Source organism: Corynebacterium lemuris, assembly GCF_024919295.1.
Classification (GTDB): Bacteria; Actinomycetota; Actinomycetes; order Mycobacteriales; family Mycobacteriaceae; genus Corynebacterium; species Corynebacterium lemuris.
The window spans coordinates 172388-190002 of the sequence record NZ_JANWTC010000001.1; the positions used below are offsets into that span (position 1 = coordinate 172388).

At 68.3% G+C, this 17615-nt stretch carries 12 protein-coding genes; 6 read left to right on the top strand and 6 right to left on the bottom strand.

The annotated features are described in order from the left end of the window. The first annotated feature begins 6 nt into the window (after nt 1-6). Genes NYP18_RS00860 through NYP18_RS00870 form a run of 3 tightly spaced genes read left to right on the top strand, consistent with a single transcriptional unit; the run spans nt 7 to nt 2242 of the window. Entirely contained in the window at nt 7-615 is a 609-nt protein-coding gene (locus NYP18_RS00860; RefSeq protein ID WP_259426248.1) for a hypothetical protein, read from the top strand. Next, nucleotides 615-1484, top strand: a complete 870-nt coding sequence (locus NYP18_RS00865) for a PrsW family intramembrane metalloprotease (RefSeq protein ID WP_259426249.1) — start codon at nt 615-617, stop codon at nt 1482-1484. Before NYP18_RS00860 ends, NYP18_RS00865 begins: the two co-directional genes overlap by 1 nt. Further along, the gene (locus NYP18_RS00870) at nt 1481-2242 is read left to right on the top strand and encodes an IclR family transcriptional regulator (RefSeq protein ID WP_259426250.1); all 762 of its coding nucleotides are present in this window, start codon (nt 1481-1483) and stop codon (nt 2240-2242) included. Before NYP18_RS00865 ends, NYP18_RS00870 begins: the two co-directional genes overlap by 4 nt. A gap of 72 nt (nt 2243-2314) precedes the next feature. Here the strand turns inward: NYP18_RS00870 and NYP18_RS00875 are convergent, their stop codons facing one another. Genes NYP18_RS00875 through NYP18_RS00890 form a run of 4 tightly spaced genes read right to left on the bottom strand, consistent with a single transcriptional unit; the run spans nt 2315 to nt 6977 of the window. Beyond that, nucleotides 2315-3685, bottom strand: coding sequence for an MFS transporter (locus NYP18_RS00875; protein ID WP_259426251.1), 1371 nt, complete (start codon nt 3683-3685; stop codon nt 2315-2317). A 29-nt stretch (nt 3686-3714) separates the two neighbouring features. Continuing rightward, entirely contained in the window at nt 3715-4629 is a 915-nt protein-coding gene (locus NYP18_RS00880; RefSeq protein WP_259426252.1) for a dioxygenase family protein, read from the bottom strand. A 33-nt stretch (nt 4630-4662) separates the two neighbouring features. Beyond that, entirely contained in the window at nt 4663-5766 is a 1104-nt protein-coding gene (locus NYP18_RS00885; RefSeq protein ID WP_259426741.1) for a maleylacetate reductase, read from the bottom strand. Then, nucleotides 5766-6977, bottom strand: coding sequence for an FAD-dependent oxidoreductase (locus NYP18_RS00890; RefSeq protein WP_259426253.1), 1212 nt, complete (start codon nt 6975-6977; stop codon nt 5766-5768). The genes NYP18_RS00885 and NYP18_RS00890 overlap by 1 nt, the downstream gene beginning before the upstream one ends. Before the next feature lie 165 nt (nt 6978-7142). Between NYP18_RS00890 and NYP18_RS00895 the strand changes: the two genes are divergently transcribed. Then, nucleotides 7143-7631 carry a DUF3253 domain-containing protein gene (locus NYP18_RS00895; RefSeq protein ID WP_259426254.1) on the top strand — a complete coding sequence of 163 codons (489 nt, stop codon included), beginning with the start codon at nt 7143-7145 and terminating at the stop codon, nt 7629-7631. A gap of 15 nt (nt 7632-7646) precedes the next feature. Here NYP18_RS00895 and NYP18_RS00900 read toward each other — a convergent pair whose 3' ends face one another. After that, complete coding sequence (locus NYP18_RS00900) at nt 7647-8006, bottom strand: DUF1622 domain-containing protein (RefSeq protein WP_259426255.1); 360 nt, start codon at nt 8004-8006, stop codon at nt 7647-7649. 174 nt (nt 8007-8180) lie between these two features. On the opposite strand from NYP18_RS00900, the gene gltB reads away from it, so the two are divergent. Together gltB and NYP18_RS00910 are read left to right on the top strand one after the other, a co-directional pair. Then, nucleotides 8181-12671, top strand: a complete 4491-nt coding sequence (gltB, locus tag NYP18_RS00905; RefSeq protein WP_259426256.1) for a glutamate synthase large subunit — start codon at nt 8181-8183, stop codon at nt 12669-12671. After that, on the top strand, nt 12664-14163 hold the full coding sequence (locus NYP18_RS00910; RefSeq protein WP_259426257.1) for a glutamate synthase subunit beta: 1500 nt from the start codon (nt 12664-12666) through the stop codon (nt 14161-14163). The genes gltB and NYP18_RS00910 overlap by 8 nt, the downstream gene beginning before the upstream one ends. A 29-nt stretch (nt 14164-14192) precedes the next feature. On the opposite strand, the gene NYP18_RS00915 is transcribed toward NYP18_RS00910, so the two are convergent. Beyond that, nucleotides 14193-17603 (bottom strand): arabinosyltransferase domain-containing protein, encoded by a 3411-nt coding sequence (locus NYP18_RS00915; protein WP_259426258.1) that lies wholly within the window; start codon nt 17601-17603, stop codon nt 14193-14195. Between the last annotated feature and the right edge of the window lie 12 nt (nt 17604-17615).

Consider the following 17615-nt stretch of genomic DNA (forward strand, 5'->3'; position numbering starts at 1 on the left):
TGAGTCATGAGTTCCTATCGTCTCCAACCGGCCGCGGACCACAGGTGGTGGTGGTCGCTGTTCGGGGTGACCACCGTCATCCTGCTGCTGCCCGCCATGCTGCTCCCGGTTCTGCCGGTCCGGGCGGTCGCCTCCGACGTCCGCCTCGGGATGACCGGCTACAGCTGGTCGATCCCGCTGGACCTGACGTGCCGCCCCGACACCGGCGCCTTCGTCGGGGGCTGGATGTGCGGTCCCGTCTCCGTGCAGACGATGATCGCGGAGGGGGGAACCGAACCCGACCGCACGCTGCGGCGCATGATGCGCGCCGTCGCGTCCATCCCGCCGTCCGAGGGCGCCGAGATCCTCCGGGAGGGGCAGGCCCGCATGCTTATCGACGAGCGCGCCAACGCCGTGGGCATGTCCCTGGAAGGCAGCGGTGAACATGAGGGACTGACCATGGTGGCCGTGCTCATCGGACCCGGGCGCCAGATCGCCCCCATCGCGGACATGGTGTGGGAGGGTTTCACGGGGCAGGGCCTGCCCGAAATCGTCAAGGAGGCCATCGCCACCCCCCTGGTCCAGGACCACCAGGAGTTCATCCTCCCCCTCGAGATGGTGCAGGTGAGTGTCTGATGAGCCGCAGATTCCGCATGTCCCTGCTTATTCTGAGCATCCTGGGCATCCCCGTCTTCCTCTACTTCTCCGGCGTGAACTTCCTCGTCTCCCCGGTCGGTGCCGCCCTGAGCATCCTGTTCTCGGTGCTCTACCTCGCCCTTGTGCTGTGGCTGCTCAGCCGCTCCCCGATGTGGCCGCAACGTGCCGGGGCCGGTGCGCTGTGGGTGGCCGCCAGCCTCCTGTGGGGCGGCGGGGTGAGCTTCCTGCTGGTCATGCTCGGTGGACTGCCCATCCTGGAGATCACCGACCGTCTGGGCCTGCAGTTGATCTCCGCCTCACTCGGCGGGGCCTACCCGGAGGAGATAGCCAAGGCCCTCGGCGTCGGTGTCATCCTCTTCAGCTTCCGCGCCCTCAACCGGCCCTGGCACGGCCTGATGACGGGTGCTGTGATCGGCCTGGGTTTCGAGGTCACCGAGAACGCCATGTACGGGGCCTTCGGCGCGTTGCTCGATCCGAACACCGATCTCGCGGGCACCCTGGAGATCTGGGCCGTGCGCCTCTTCGTCGGCCCCGGCCTGCACATCATCTTCTCGGCGTTGGCCGGTTGGGGCCTGGGTCTGGCCCTGTTCACCGCTGACCGGTCCCGCTCCTGGCGGCTGCGCACCGCCGGGCTCTGGCTGCTGATCGCCTTCGGTCTGCACTTCGCCTGGAACCTGCTGCCCCCCGACTACTGGATGATGATCGTCAACTACATCGTCGTCGCCCTCGTCATGTACCCGCTGTTCGTCTGGGTGTGGATCACCGCCCACAAGGCGGCCAAGGATGACGATTCCTACGCGTACACCCCGGTGCCCCTCACCTCGTTCGGGCAGCTGGAGCGGGCATGAGCACCCCGGGTCCGGGTGTCGCAGAACGGCTCTTCCAGGTGCTCTTCGCCTTCAGCCCGGAAAGAAGACGCCTGACGCTGGCGGATATCACCCGCCGAACCGGCTTGCCCCACGCTACGGCGCGGCGGCTGGTGCACTCCCTCCTGGCTGCCGGCGCCCTGGAGCGGGAGGAGGACGGCAGCTTCGTCATCGGCCTGAAGGTGTGGCAGATGGGCACCCTGGCCCCACGCAGTATGACCCTGCGCACCGCCGCCCTGCCGTACATGGAGGACCTCCACGCCGCCCTACGGCAGCACGTCCAGCTCGGCATCCTGGAGGGCCACGAGGCGGTGCTGGTGGAACGCTTCTCCGCTCCCACCGCACTGGATGTCGTCTCTCGCGTCGGTGGGCGCCTGCCGCTGCACTCCTCCGGCATCGGCAAGGTGCTGCTCTCCCGTGGCGGCCCCCAGCTGTTCCAGGAGATCGTGGATCGGGGACTGAAGGCCTACACGCCCAACACCATCACTGACCCGGAGGTACTGCGCCGGGACCTCGCGGATGTCCGCAGCCGCGGTTTCTCCGTGGTGCGGGAGGAGACCAGCCGTGGAGCGGACTCCGTCGCGGTCCCCGTTTTCGGTGCCGGACGGCAGGTGGTGGCAGCACTGTCCGTGGTCGTCGCCTCCGGAACGGTGAACCTGAACTCCATCTCCCCGGCCCTGGTCGCCGCTGGACGCGGCATTTCCCGGCGGCTGGGGGACGTTCCGGGCAGCCATTCCTGAGACAGGTGGAAAGCGCGACGGGCGTCCCCTCCGTAGAGGGAACGCCCGTCGGGTGGAGCAGCGGAGGAGACGTCAGCGGAGAGCTGCGTCGACCGATTCCGCGGTGGCGGGAGCCGCGGTGCGGGGCGCCCCGCCCTGCCGATTCGCGTTCTGCATCTTGAGGACTCCACCGGCCACCGCCATGGCAGCCGCGCCGAGCAGACCGACAGCGGCGAAGGCGTAGAAGCCCCAGGGGTAGGCGATGCCGGCGGTGACGAGAGTGCCACCGATGATGGGGCCGCTGATGGCGCCCAGTCGGCCGACACCCAGGGCCATGCCGAGTGCCGTGCCACGGATGGCGGCGGGATGATGCGTGGCCACGAAAGCGTTGACCAGGTTTTGCGCGGAGAACACGAAGACGCCGGTGATGAAGACCAGAGCATAAGTGCCGAACACCGGCAGCCTGACGGCCAGCAGCGCCAACATCAGGGCGGATCCGAGGAACCAGAAGAATGCGGCGCGTCGCGGGCTGATCGCATCAGCGATGCGTCCGGCGAACAGGAGACCGATGACGGCACCAATGTTGAGGACCATCAGCAGCCCCAGTGCATTGCCCAGATCGAAGTCGGCGGCCCGCATGATCTGGGGCAGCCAGGTATTCAGGCCGTAGACGAGCAGGAGACCCATGAATGCGCCGATCCACATCAGCGGAATCGTCCACCGGAATTCAGGGGAGAACAGGGTGCGGAAGGAGTTGGTCTTCCCAGCGTTGTCGGTCTGGTCCTGGGTGGCAGGGTCTGCGAGCGGAAGATGGTACTTCTCCGCGATACGCCGGGCATCCTCGGACCGGCCGCGGGCCTGCAGGTACTGCGGGGAGTCAGGCAGGAGAGCCCACATCAGGGGCAGCAGGACCAGAGCCGGGAGGGCGCCCAGGATGAACATCAGCCGCCAGTTGGTGCCGGACTCGGCGAGGACGACGATGCTCAGCAGGGCGGTGAGCACCGCACCGACGTGGTAGCCGGTCATGAGCAGGGTAACTGAGTTGGCACCGCGATTCCGTCCCGAGAATTCGGTCACCGTGGCGATGGCGATGGGCAGGCAACCTCCCAGTCCGACACCGGCGAAGAACCGCAGGATCCCCAGCGTAGTGGCGCTGTCCGCCAGGGCACAGGCCGCTGTGAGCACCGAGAACACCAGGACGGAACCCATCATGAGGTTGCGCCGGCCGAAACGGTCGGTGAGGAAACCCATGGCCATGGCGCCCAGCATCATGCCGAATAGACCGGCGGAGGCGATGCCCGTCGCGGTCGCGGGGGTGACGTCGATGGCGGGATCGTCGAGGAGGGAGGGCAGGACTGCGCCGAGAACCACGGCGTCATAGCCGTCGAGAACGACGGCGATCCAACAGAGAAGAGGCACCCAGGTCCTGGCCGACACACGGCCGACCGACATTGTGGTGGTCATGATCAGGTCTTCCTTTCAGGAGAAGCACATTAGATGTTGGCGGGGGCGAGGGCGATGTTGAAGCGGGTGCGTGCCCAGGTGGTGTCACCGAGGTCCCGGCCGTCCGGGGTGGGGGTGCCGGCGGGTTGTTCGGTGAAGTCCTTGATCAGGGACTGCTTGACCCCGAAGACGGTGTCGTACTTCAGCAGGTCATCACCGGTGACGAAGATGTGGGTGACCAGGGTGCGCTTCTCGGGGGCGGTGACCATGAAGTGCAGGTGGGACGCGCGCATGGGGGAGCGCCCGGTCGCTTCGAGCATTTTGCCGACCGGCCCGTCATGTGGGATCGGGTAAGGGGTCGGTGTCAGTCCCCAGAAGCTGTAGTTGCCGTTCTCGTCGGAGTACAGGTGGGCGCGGCCGGCGACACGGTTGTCGTCGTACTGGACATCGTAGAAACCGTCCTCATCGGCTTCCCACACTTCGATGCGGGCTCCCGGGATGGGATTACCGTCCGTGTCGGTGACGGTGCCCTCCACCCAGCAGGGTTGGCCGGTGGCGCCGCCGGAGATGTCCCCGCCGTTGGGGATCTCGGGGGCATCGTCGACGAAGAAGGGGCCGAAGACGGTGGCCTCGGTGGCGTTTTTATAGGCGGTGTTGTTGACGTTGATGGTCTGCATCGAGACGCCCAGCACATCGGAGAGCAGGATGAACTCTTGGCGTCGGTCGTCGGTGATGTGGCCGACGGCGGTGAGGAATTCGATCGCGATGTTCCACTCCTCCTCGGTCAGGCGGACATCGCGGATGAAGGCGTGCAGGTAGGTCACCAGGGACTGCATGAGTTGTTTGAGTCGGGGATCCTCGCAGTCGCCGAAGGAACGCAGGACGTTGCGGATGAGGGTCTCCTCGACCCGGGCTTGCTGCTCGTCCGCGGTTGGGGATGTACGGGTGGTGTCAGGGGTGCTCATTGGTTTCTCCGTGGAGTCAGTGGACCGGGCGATTCACAGGCGGGAAGGCACCCGCGGCGTGGGCGTGGTTCCTTCGAGTGCAGCAGTCAGGAGGAGGGTGATGTCCTCCTCGGTGGCGGGAGCGGGATTGGTGGGCGGAAAAACCGCCAGGACACGTCGGGTGGCCTCCGGGATGTCCGCAGCTTCCAGGCCGTGATCGGCCAGGGCGGTCGGAGCGTCGATGCGTTCCCGCAGGTCATTGAGTGCTACGACGGCTGCCTGGGCAGGGTCTTCCCCCTCGGCCCCGGGGCGGCCGAGGGCAGCCGCCAGACGTGCAGCTAACTCGGGGACACCGGGGGCGTTGAAGGCCAGGACATAAGGCAGCACAGTGGCGTGGGTCTGGGCGTGTGGCAGGTTGAAGGTGCCGCCCAGGATGTGGCAGATCTTGTGGTGCAGCCCGGAACCGGCGGAGGCGAAGGACACCGCGGCGAGGTAGGCGCCGTAGAGGGTCTGCTCGCGTGGGGTCATGTCCTCCGGGTCGGTGACGATGCCGCTCAGACCCGTGGCCAGAGCGCGGGCAGCTTCCAGGGCGAGTGCATGGTTGATGGGGTCGGCCTTCGGGGCCCACAGGGAGTCCACGCAGTGCGCCAGGGCGTTGAGACCGGAGGACACGGACAGGCCGACCGGCAGGGTGCGGGTGAAGTCGGCGTCGTAAATGACGGTGACAGGCAGCACCCGGTCATCCACGCCGGTGGTCTTGGTGCGGTCCTCGGTCAGACCCCAGACATTGGTGGCCTCTGAGCCGGCATAGGTTGTCGGTACGGCGATGACCGGGATGCGGGAGGTCAGGGCGATAGCCTTGGCCAGTCCGGTGGTGGAGCCACCTCCGACGCAGACGATCAGGTCCACATCATGCGCGGCAGCCGCGGTGCGGGCGCGTTCAGCGACCTCGACGGGGACGTGCATGACCACCTCGTCCCACCACAGCACCGGGGTGATCCTGTTGGTGGCTACCTCGGCCATGGGGCGTTCGAATTCGGAGGCGATGACCATCACGCGGGCAGCCTCCATCCGGTCGACCTCGGCGGCCAGGTGTGCCGCGGATTGCCCGGAACCGAACAGGACCCGCTGCCCCAGAGTGACGTGCTCAAACTGCATCATGCCAGCACACCCGTCTCGATGTCCTGGGCCGGGTCATAGGAGTAGATCCAACCGGACTTGACCAGCGGATCTCCCTCGTTCAATGCGGCATCACGGGCCTGCTGCTCCGGCCCGTCGGGAAGATGGTTGATGTCCTTACGGGCGTGGCTGGCCTCCTGGAGACGGGTGGCCCGCTCGATGCGGCGGTCCTGGTAGTTGATCAGTGCCGTCTCCAGGTCGTCGGAGAAGCGGGTGACCGAGTCAGCCAGCACGGCGGCGTCCTCGATGGCCTGCGCCGCGCCCTGGGCGAAGAAGGGGAACATCGGGTGAGCGGCATCGCCCATGAGCGTGATCCGGCCGTAGGACCACTGCTTCAGCGGTGCGCGGTCCAGCAGCGCCCAACGTCCGGGGCGCTCGGCGTTGGCGATGAGTTCCTCCAGGCGCGGGTCCCAGCCGGTGAATTCAGCCTGGAACTCCTCGAGGTCGACCGTCGCCGTCCACGATTCGCGGGTGTACGCACCGGCTGGTGCGAAGGCCACCAGGTTGATGTACTTGCCGGAGGATACGGGGTAGTGGACGAGGTGGTGCTCGGGCCCGATCCACAGGGTCTGCGCGGGGCGGCGGGCGAATTCGGGAGCCTTGTCCACGGGGACGAGGGAGCGGAAGGCCGACATCCCGGAGTCCTCGGCAGGGGAGGTACCGACCAGGTGCTGGCGGACCACCGAATGCACACCGTCGGCGCCGATGAGGATCTCGGCGGTGTGGATGGTGCCGTCCTCCATGGTCAGGGTGACTCCATCCGCATCCTGTGCGACGTCGGCGACGCGGCTGCCCAGGTGCAGCCGCTCAGGCGGGAACAGTTCACCGATGGCCTCCAACAGATCAGCGCGGTGGGAGACATAGGTGTGCTCGCCGTAGAGCTCCTGACAGCGGGTGTCGAGGTTCTCCACCGACAGCACGGTGCCGTTGTCCCAGCGACGGAACTCCCAGCCCTGCTCGAGCTGGACAGCGGTGGAGGTGAAGCGGTCCAGTGCGCCCATGCGGCGCAGGAGACGGACGGCGTTCGGGGCCATGACCAGGCCTGCGCCCACCTCCTTGATTTCCGGGGCCTGCTCGAAGACGGTGACATCGTGACCCTGCTGGAGTAGCAGGACAGCTGCGGAGAGCCCTCCGATGCCGCCGCCGACAATGGCGACCTTCACTGGGCGGTTGTTTTCGAAAGTAGGCATGATCGGTCCTTTTCAGCGTTGCGGTTTCTGTTGACCCAGGGGTTCGGGATTGGCGGCAACGTTAGGTGAGGGGGATCACATGAAAACATCAATGTTCACTGGATGGACATCTAGTTTGTGGGGCTCCGTGGTCCTGGCAGCTTTTCGGCTCAGTAGAGTTGCATTATGGGCAGCGAGAATGTGGAGCACACGCCGGATGGCCGCTACATCGTGGTCAAGGGGCGGCGGTGGCGTGCCACGGACCCGTCGATCCCGGAGTCGTTGCGCGCTGAGCTCGTCTCGGCGCTCATGACGGGACGCCGCATGGTCCGCACACACGGTGATGCCGCCCGGGTGATGGTCCATGACGCGAAGGTGGCGCTCGGGGAGCGGGGTGATCCCTGGTGGGAGCCCACGGGGGAGGGGCAGCGCAAGCGTATTGCCGCGACCGTGCGGACACTCGCCCGTGCCCGCGGAGAAGAGGCCTTCGCTTCCGACGATGTCGCCCGGGTGGTCGGTGGGGAGGGCTGGCGGGAGCACCTGGGCACGGTGGATGAGGTGGTTGCGCAGCTGCGCGACCAGGGAGTGGTGCGTACCGGGGCCACGGATACTGACGGCCCGGTCCGGATCGCGGCGGCCGAGGGGCTGGAATTCCAGCCGAACCTGCCGGACTGACCCTCCGCGCCCGGTTCAGGTCTCCGCGGTCTGCTCCTCTTTCTGCCAGGGCCAGCGGCCGGTGACCTCCAGTTCCAGGGAGAAGCTGAGGAAGGTCCTGATGATCACGATCAGGCCCAGGACCCCCACCGACTGGAAGGTGGGGGTGATCGCCACGGTGCGGATGATGTCGGCCGCGACGAGCAGCTCCAGGCCGAGGAGGATGGAGCGGCCCAGCTGCTGCCGGTAGCGGTGGTAGACGTCCTCGCCTCTGCGTCGGCGGAGCAGTGCACCGCCGGCGAGGAGGGTGGCCACGAGGATGCCGATCACCATCGCGGCGACGCCGGCGACATCGACAAGTTGCCCGGTGATCTCCATTGCTTCCTGGAAGGACATACGCGTTCCTCTCCTGGTGCGGCCCGTGTGTCTCCAGTATGGCTGAATGTGTGGCGCAGGTCACGCCGTTCCGGGCAGTGAAATTCTCTACTTCGGTGCCATTACCTATTGCGCGACAGGCTCAGGTGTAGTTTTCTGTAGATCGACAGACAGATAACTCGTGAGGAGGCAGAAATGCACAGACAGGGGCTCTACAACCCGGCCCACGAACACGACGCCTGCGGCGTCGGATTTGTCGCTGACCTGCACGGGCGGGCGTCGAGAAGCATCGTGGACCACGGCCTGCAGATCCTGGCCAACATCGACCACCGCGGAGCCGCCGGCGCGGAGAAGAACACCGGAGACGGCACCGGCATCCTCCTGCAGATCCCCGACAGCCTCTACCGCGCGGTCGTCGACTTCGAGCTGCCCGCGCCGGGTGCCTACGCCACCGGCATCGTCTTCCTGCCCGCCGACGCCGCCGCCGTCCCCGCCGCCCGGCGCGCCATCGGGACCATCGCCCGGGAGGAGGGCGCCCGTGTCCTCGGTTGGCGCGAGGTGCCGGTCGAGCCGACAGGCCTGGGCTCGATGGCCCTGGCCGCGATGCCCTCCTTCCACCAGATCTTCCTCGCCGCGGGGGAGCGGACGGGCATCGAACTCGACCGGGTGATGTTCTTCGTCCGCAAGCGCTGCGAGCGGGAACTACCCGGGGTGTACTTCCCCTCGTTGAGCGCGCGCACGATCATCTACAAGGGCATGCTCACCACCCCGCAGCTGGCCGCCTTCTACCCTGACCTGCGCGATCCACGCCTGGAGTCCGCGCTGGCCATGGTGCACTCACGTTTCTCCACCAACACCTTCCCCTCCTGGCCGCTGGCGCACCCCTACCGGCTGGTCGCCCACAACGGGGAGATCAACACCGTCACCGGCAACGAGAACTGGATGCGGGCCCGCGAGGCCCTGATCACCTCCCCGGAGCTCGGCAGCCTGGAACGCATCCTGCCCGTGTGCACGCCCTCGGGTTCGGACACCGCGCGTTTCGACGAGGCCCTGGAACTGCTCCACCTCGGCGGTTACCCGCTGCCGCACGCCGTGGCGATGATGGTGCCGCAGGCCTGGGAGCACAACCCCACCCTCGATCCTGAGCTGCGCAGATTCTACGAGTACCACTCCTGCCTCATGGAGCCGTGGGACGGCCCGGCCGCCATCGCCTTCACCGACGGCCGCCTCATCGGTGCCGTCCTCGACCGCAACGGTCTGCGCCCCGGGCGCGTGTGGATCACCACGGACGACACCGTCATCATGGCCTCCGAGGCCGGTGTCGTGGATATTGCACCGGAGCGTGTGGCCAAGCGCACCCGGGTGCAGCCGGGGAAGATGTTCCTCGTGGACACCGCCGCCGGCCGCATCGTCGGGGACGCCGAGATCAAGGCCGGACTCGCCGGTGCCGCCCCCTACGGGAAGTGGATCACGGAGAATTTCGTCCCGTTGGCCGGGCTGCCGCAGACCCGCTACCGCTACATGCCGCATGAGCGGGTGGTGCTGCGCCAGCGGGTCTTCGGCATCACCGAGGAGGACGTCGACCTCATCATCGGGCCCATGGCGCGCAACGCCGCCGAGGCCATCGGCTCCATGGGCTCCGACACCCCCATCGCGGCGCTTTCTGCCCGCCCGCGGATGCTCTACGACTTCTTCGCCCAGCGTTTCGCCCAGGTGACCAACCCGCCGCTGGACGCCATCCGGGAGAAGTCCGTCACCTCCATGATCACCCTGTTGGGCGCGCAGTCCGACGTGCTCAACCCCTCCGCTGAGGCCGCCCGCCGCATCCGGTTGGAGACCCCGGTGCTGGACAACCACCACTTCGCCACCCTGGTCCATGCTGATGACCAGGGGGAATGGCCCGCCTTCCGATCGGCGGTCATCTCCGGGCTCTACCCCGTGGCTCAGGGCGCGGCGGGCATGCGCCGCGCACTGGAGCGCGTCCTCGCCGAGGTCGACGCGGCCATCCTCGAAGGCGCCGGCCTCATCGTGCTCTCCGACCGCGAATCCGATGCGGAGCTCGCTCCGATCCCCGCCCTGCTGCTCACCTCCGCGGTGCACCAGCACCTGGTCACCGAACGCACCCGCCTGCGCGCCTCCCTCATCGTGGAATCAGGCGATGCCCGCGAGGTCCACCACCTGGCCATGCTGCTGGCCTTCGGCGCCGACGCCGTCAACCCCTACCTGGCCTTCGAGACCATCGATGAGCTGCGGCTGGCCGGCCGCCTGGGCGAGCTGGACCTCGATGCCGCCTGCACCAATTACGTCACCGCGGCCACCACGGGGGTGCTCAAGGTCATGTCCAAGATGGGCATCTCCACCGTCGCCTCCTACCGCGGTGCGCAGCTCGCTGATGTCACCGGCCTGTCCCAGGAGCTTCTCGACGCCTTCTTCGGCGGCCTGCCCTCACCCATCTCCGGCGTGGGCCTGGATGAGCTGGCCGCGGACGTCGCGGCCCGCCACCGCTTCGCCTTCCACCCCCACCCGGCCGGGGCCACCCGTCCCGAGCGCGACCCCGGCGGGGAGTACCGGTGGCGTCGGGAGGGGGAGTACCACCTGTTCAACCCGGAGACCATCTTCAAGCTGCAGCACGCCACCCGCACCGGCCAGTACTCGATCTTCCGCGACTACACCCGTGCCGTCGACGAGCAGTCCACCCGCCTGGCCACCCTGCGCGGCATGCTCGAGTTCCACTCCGACCGCCCGCCGGTGCCGCTGGATGAGGTCGAACCGGTCAACGAGATCGTGAAGCGCTTCTCGACGGGCGCCATGTCCTACGGTTCCATCTCCGCGGAGGCGCACGAGACGCTGGCCATCGCCCTGAACCGGCTCGGCGGGATGTCCAATTCCGGCGAGGGCGGCGAGGACCCCGAGCGTTTCCACCCCGGTGCGGACGGCAGCTGGCGGCGTTCCGCCATCAAGCAGGTTGCCTCGGGACGCTTCGGCGTGACCAGCCACTACCTGAACAACTGCACCGACATCCAGATCAAGATGGCCCAGGGCGCCAAGCCCGGTGAGGGTGGCCAGCTGCCGCCGGAGAAGGTCTACCCGTGGATCGCGAAGGTGCGCATCACCACGCCCGGCGTCGGGCTGATCTCCCCGCCGCCGCACCACGACATCTACTCCATCGAGGACCTCGCCCAGCTCATCTTCGACCTGCGCAACGCCAACCCGCAGGCCCGGGTTCACGTGAAACTCGTCGCCGAACAGGGGGTGGGCACCGTTGCGGCCGGGGTGGCGAAGGCGCACGCCGACGTCGTCCTCATCTCCGGACACGACGGCGGCACCGGCGCCTCTCCGCTGACCAGCCTCAAGCATGCCGGCGGACCCTGGGAACTCGGTCTCGCCGAAACCCAGCAGACCCTCCGGCGGGGTGGCCTGCGCGACCGCGTCCGGGTGCAGTGCGACGGCCAGCTCAAGACCGGCCGCGACGTCATCGTCGCCGCCCTGCTCGGCGCAGAGGAATTCGGTTTCGCCACCGCCCCGCTCGTCGTGGAGGGCTGCATCATGATGCGCGTCTGCCACCTCGACACCTGCCCGGTGGGTATCGCCACCCAGAACCCGGACCTGCGGGCGAAATTCACCGGCCGTGCCGAGCACGTGGTCAACTTCTTCACCTTCCTCGCGGAGGAGGTCCGCGAACACCTGGCAGCATTGGGCTTCCGCAGCATCGACGAGGCCGTCGGCCAGTCCCAGGTCCTGCGCCAGCGTGTCGACGCCGCCTTCACCGCCGCCCACCCGCGGGCCGCCCGGCTCGACCTCGCACCCCTCCTGCACGCCGCCGACTCCCCCTTCTTCCCCGGGCAGGCCCCGCGTTGCACCACCGCGCAGGAGACCGGGCTCGACGGGGTCCTCGATGAGCGACTGCTCGCCGACGCCACCCCCACCATCCGCTCCGCGGCCCTGGACGGTGGCGCACGCATCGACCTGGCCTACCCGGTCCGCAACACCGACCGGACCGTGGGCACGCTCACCGGTTCCCGCATCACCCGCCTGACCGGGGGAGCGGGCCTGCCGGAGGACACCGTCCGCGTCCGGCTCACCGGCTCCGCCGGCAATTCCGCCGGTGCCTTCCTGCCCGCCGGACTCACCCTCGACCTGGTCGGCGACGCCAACGACTTCCTGGCCAAGGGGCTGTCCGGTGGTCGGGTCATCCTCCGGCCGCATCTGCAGGCCCCGCCCCAGCTGGCGGGTGCGGACCCCGACATCATCGGCGGCAACGTCATCGGCTTCGGCGCCACCAGCGGCGAGATCCTCATCCGCGGCGGGGTCGGCGAACGCTTCTGCGTCCGCAACTCCGGAGCCACCGCGGTCGTCGAGGGTATCGGCAACCACGGCTGCGAGTACATGACCGGGGGGCGCGTCGTCGTCCTCGGCGAGGTCGGCGAGAACTTCGGCGCCGGCATGTCCGGCGGCATCGCCTACCTCGCCCCCGTCGGCGACCTGACACGGAAGATCAACCCGGGGCTCGTGGACGTCGAGAAGCTCGACGGGCACGACCTCGACTTCCTCACCCGTCTCATCGACCGCCACCGCCGGCTCACCGGCTCCACCACCCCCTGGCAGGCCCACGACCTGCTCAAGATCATCCCGCGCGACTACCGGCGCACCCTCATCCCCACCCGGGAGGCTGTCCACCATGGCTGATCCACACGGCTTCATCAACCACGCCCGCACCGAAGCATCCCACCGCCCGGTGCGGCTGCGCCTGCTCGACTGGCGCGAGGTACACGACCACGGCCACCCCGCCCGGCACACCGAACAGTCCGCCCGCTGCATGGACTGCGGCGTACCCTTCTGCCACGCCGGCTGTCCACTCGGCAACATCATCCCCGAGTGGAATGACCTGGTGCGCCGCGACCGCTGGCGGGAGGCCTGGGACCGGCTGCACGCCACCAACAACTTCCCCGAGTTCACCGGCCGTGTCTGCCCCGCCCCCTGCGAGGGCGCCTGCGTGCTCGGCATCAACGACGACGCCGTGACCATCCGCGAGATCGAACTCGCCATCGCCGAACACGGCTTCCGCGCAGGCTGGGCCACCCCCCTCCGACCCGCCACCCGCACGGGGAAATCCGTCGCGGTCGTCGGCAGCGGACCCGCAGGCCTGACCGCCGCACAGCAGCTCACCCGCGCCGGGCATGATGTCACCGTCTTCGAACGCGACGCCGAGCCCGGTGGCCTCATGCGCTACGGCGTGCCCGAGTACAAACTCGAGTCCCGCTTCCTCGACCGCCGCCTGGAGCAGATGCGCGCCGAGGGCACCATCTTCCGCACCGGTGCCGCACCCACAGCCGCGGAGCTGGCGCTGTTCAGCGCCACCGTCCTCGCCACCGGCACCCCCGTGCCCCGCGAGCTCGACGTCCCCGGCCGGGAGCTGGCCGGCATCCACCACGCCATGGACTTCCTGGCGCACGCCTCGGCTTCGGCTCCGGCGATCAACGCCCGCGGCCGGCGCGTGGTCATCATCGGCGGCGGCGACACCGGAACCGACTGCTTCGGCAGCGCCCTGCGCCAGGGGGCGGCGGGTGTCACCCAGTTCGACATCCGTCCGAAGGCACCCCGCGAACGGGCCGGGTCCACCCCCTGGCCCATGCAGCCGCTGATCTGGCGGCAGGCCACCGCACACGAGGAGGGCGAGTACGTCATCACCGGCGATGAATCCGCCGATGAGATCGTCGCCCTCGGCCTGGCCCACCGCGAGGTGGGTGCCCCGTTGGCCGGGCGCATGTTCTCCGTGAACACCGTCGCCTTCACCGGCGTGGACGGCCACGTGAACGGGATTCACGGCGACAAGGTCGAGGTCGTCGACGGCCGCCGCGTGCCCGTGGCCGGCACCGACTTCGATGTGGAGGCCGACCTGGTCCTCATCGCGCTGGGTTTCACCGGTGCAGAGCCCGGCGGACTCCATGCCGAACTCGGCGTGGCGTTCAACGATCGGGGACGCATCGTCCGCGACGGCTCCTACCGCTCCACAGTCCCGGGTGTCTACGTCGCCGGCGACAACGGCCGCGGCCAGTCGCTGATCGTCTGGGCCATCGCCGAGGGGCGGGCCGCCGCCGCAGCGGTGGACGCCGACCTCATGGGCACCACCACGCTGCCGGCCGTGGTTTCCCCCACGGACCGGCCGCTGGGGGTCTGAGCCCAGGGGCCGGTCCGGGAGAACCCGGGTCAGTTGCTGGTGGTGATGTTCATGTTGGAGGGTTTCCACCAGCCCGGCCGTTGGATGAGCTCGTAGTCGATCGCAGCCTCATCCGGGGCGACCTCCGCGGAGTTGGTCCGCAGTTCGTAGATCTCGATGGAACCCCAGTCGCGGTGCCAGTCCTGCCTGGTGTAGCTCGGCAGCTCATAGGAGGAGTTGACGGCCTCGGCGGTGCCCATGACGCCACCACCGTCGTAGTCCTGGAACGGCGTCAGCGTCGCCTTGCCCGGGTGGTCGGGGGAGATGCGGAACTCGGGGATCTCCGCGACACCGGCGAAGTGGTCGAAGGTGCGCTGGCAGGGGAACTGCAGGGCGACCGCCCAGTCGATCAGACCCGGATCCTCGGAACCGACGATGTTGTCCAGCGTGTCCAGGGTGGGCACGCGCGGTGGGGTGAAGGCCAGCCACTGCTCGGGGTCGAGGCTGAGGTCGGTCGCGGTGATGCGGATGACGTTGGCCTCCTCCGGCAGGGCCTCGATCGGCAGGCGCAGGTTACGCCAGGAGGGCAGCGGGCCGATGTCGAGGAGCTCCGTCTCGTCGATGTCGCGGACGCGGCCGTCCTCCCCGCGGGTGCCGTACTCGAGCAGGAGCTCCTGGCCGTTGTGGCGCACACCGTTGATGTCGGAGTGCTCGATACGTCCGGCAGCGGAGACGACGATGAGCGGTGCCTCATCGGTGTGCTCGGGCAGTTCATACCAGGAGGTGGTGATGTCGGCCGGGTACTGCTGACCGGAGGTCCAGGAGCCGACGACCGGGACCTGTGTGTAGTCGAGGTCGAAGGGCAGGCGGGCTCGGGAGCCGTTGACGCCGACCTCGGCACGCACACCACCGGTGTTACCGGTCTCCTGGCCGGTGGCCTCATCGGAACCGCCGGCGTTCTCGGCGTCGGCGATGGCACCGACGGAGGAGGTGGAGACGCTGTCCTGGCCGATGGACGGCGGGACGTTGTTGGCCTCGAAACCGCGGTTGTCCTCGGATTCCAGGGACTCACCCAGCGCCACCCCACCGACCGGGGTGAGGAAGGAGTCGTTGGAGTTGGTCTCCACGAGGGCGTCGTTGGCCAGGCTGCACGTGTTGCCCGCCAGGGAACGCAGGTTGCCCATGCCGACGGAGTAACCCGGTGTCTGGGAGATGAAGCCCTTGGCGAAGGACGCCATGGAGAACAGCACGATCAGGGCGCTGGCCACGGCGATGGGTGCCGCGGCGACACCGGCCCAGCGGGAGCGTTTGTCGGCCTGCTCCGCCTCGAACTGCCGGAGTGTGCCCTGCTGTTCGGCGCGGGCGGTGCGGACATCGCCGATGAAGGACTGGACCACACCGATGACGAGGATGACCAGCGCGATGAACAGGACCAGGGTGGAGGCCTCGAAGCCCTTGAACTGGACCGTCTTGTCGAACCACGGGACGCCGAAGCTGGAGACGTACCACCAGCCGTTGATACCGGCCAGGGAGATCGCCATGAGGAAGACGACGGCGCCGATCATGAGGGTGCGGGCCCGGCTGGAGCGTAGCGCCATCGTGCTCAACGCCACGGCGGCCAGCGCTGCCAGGGCACCGGCGATACCTGCGTAGACGCCGAAGTGGTGGGTCCACTTGGTCGGCGTGAACATCATGAAGAACATGGTGCCGAAGATGATGAGCACCAGCCGCAACGAGGGATCCTTCGCCGCGCCCGGGACCCGGCCGTTGCGCAGTATCGCGGCGATGACGATGGCCAGGCACAGGAGGAGCATGATCACCGCGAAGCGGCGGGTCAGGGAACCGTCGACGGTCTGCTCCATGAGCGTCTGGTAGCGCACCCATTCGTCGTACCAGCTCAGGGCAGGGCCCTTCGCGGAGCGGACGCGGATGGATTCGAGCACGGAGGCCAGGGTCTGGTCGCCGAAGACGGCGATGAGGATCGCTGTGCCACCGGCCAGGAAGGGCGCGGCCATCGCCGCGACGGCCTTGAATACGCTGCCCCGGGAGGCCCCCTCACCCGCACCCAGCAGGGGCAGCCGGCGGTTGATGATGCGGATGATGCTCGACAGGGAGGCGAGCAGGGCGGCCACGGCCATGAGCCCGGTGGGTCCGGCGCTGAGGGAGAGCGTCGCGAGGATGACACCGACGGCCGCGGGCAGCAGCCGGGAGGTGGCGATGGAACGCTCGAAGGAGGCCCACGTCAGCAGCGCACCCATGGCGATGATCGGCTCGGGACGGGTGCCGTTGTTGTAGGGCAGCCAGAAGGACAGGAAGACCATCGCGGCGGTCCAGTGGGCCACGCGGCGGCCGTCGATACGCGCGCCCAGGCGGGGGATGATCTCGCGGGAGAGCACGAACCAGATGACGAGGCCGGACAGCAGCGCCGGCACCCGCATCCACACCGAGGCGGTGGACACCTGGGTGAACAGGGCCAGCAGGTCGTAGAACGGGGAGCCGAAGGGTGATTCGGGTACGCCGAACCAGCGGTAGTAGTTCGCGATGTAACCGGCGTTCTCGGAGACCCGGGCCATGGTGAAGATGAAACCGTCGTCGGAGGTGTTGGCACCGAAGATATGCCAGTACACGAGGACGAAACCCACCACACCGTCGAGCGGGCGGGGACGCCACCAGCCCTGGGGCAGGAAGCGTCGCGACGTCCGCCCGTCCAGGCGGTCCATCCGCTGCAGCGCCCACAGGGCGACCAGAACGCAGAGCAGGCCGCCGAACATGGCGATGTACTTCAGCGCCGAGGGCGCGGAGGTGAAACGCGAGTTGATCTCGACGTCGACGGTGAGGCCGGCGTCGACAAGCGCGTCGTGGTTACCGGCGGTGTCGTCGATCTCGGTGTAGATGCCCGTGACCTGCGGTCGGACATCCTCCTCCTCGATGATGCCCTCGAGCTCATCGCCGTCGGAGTCCCGGACCCCCGGGACCGACACAACGGTCTCCTCCTCCGTCGAGGAGATGGTGAGCACGGCGTCGCCGGGAAGCTCGGCGACCTCCTCCGCACTCAGCTCGAAGGGCACCTGGTCCCGGATGACCACGTCAACCCCGCCCTCCCAGGAGCGGACGAACAGGCCACGGGAGGTCGCGTCGGTCGAATCGGCCGGCAGCGTCGACAGCAGGAGGGTCTGATCCTCCCGGAGACCGTCGATGGCCTCCGCGACGGGCACGGTGATGTCGATGCGCTCCGGCGCATAGGAGACCAGCGGTGCGTTGACAGAGTTGAGGCTGTCACCCTGCGGCCAGGAGAAGGACGCCTGGGTCTGGTTGACCGGCAGAAACGGGGTCGCCAGAAACAGCAGGAACCCCAGCAGGCCGGAGATGATCGCGACGTTCTTCAGCCATTCCGGGGCGGTGTCCCTGCCCGCGTGCGGGGCGGGGGACGTCTCACGGTTAGACACGGCAGTTGCAGACACAGAAGTGGAGTC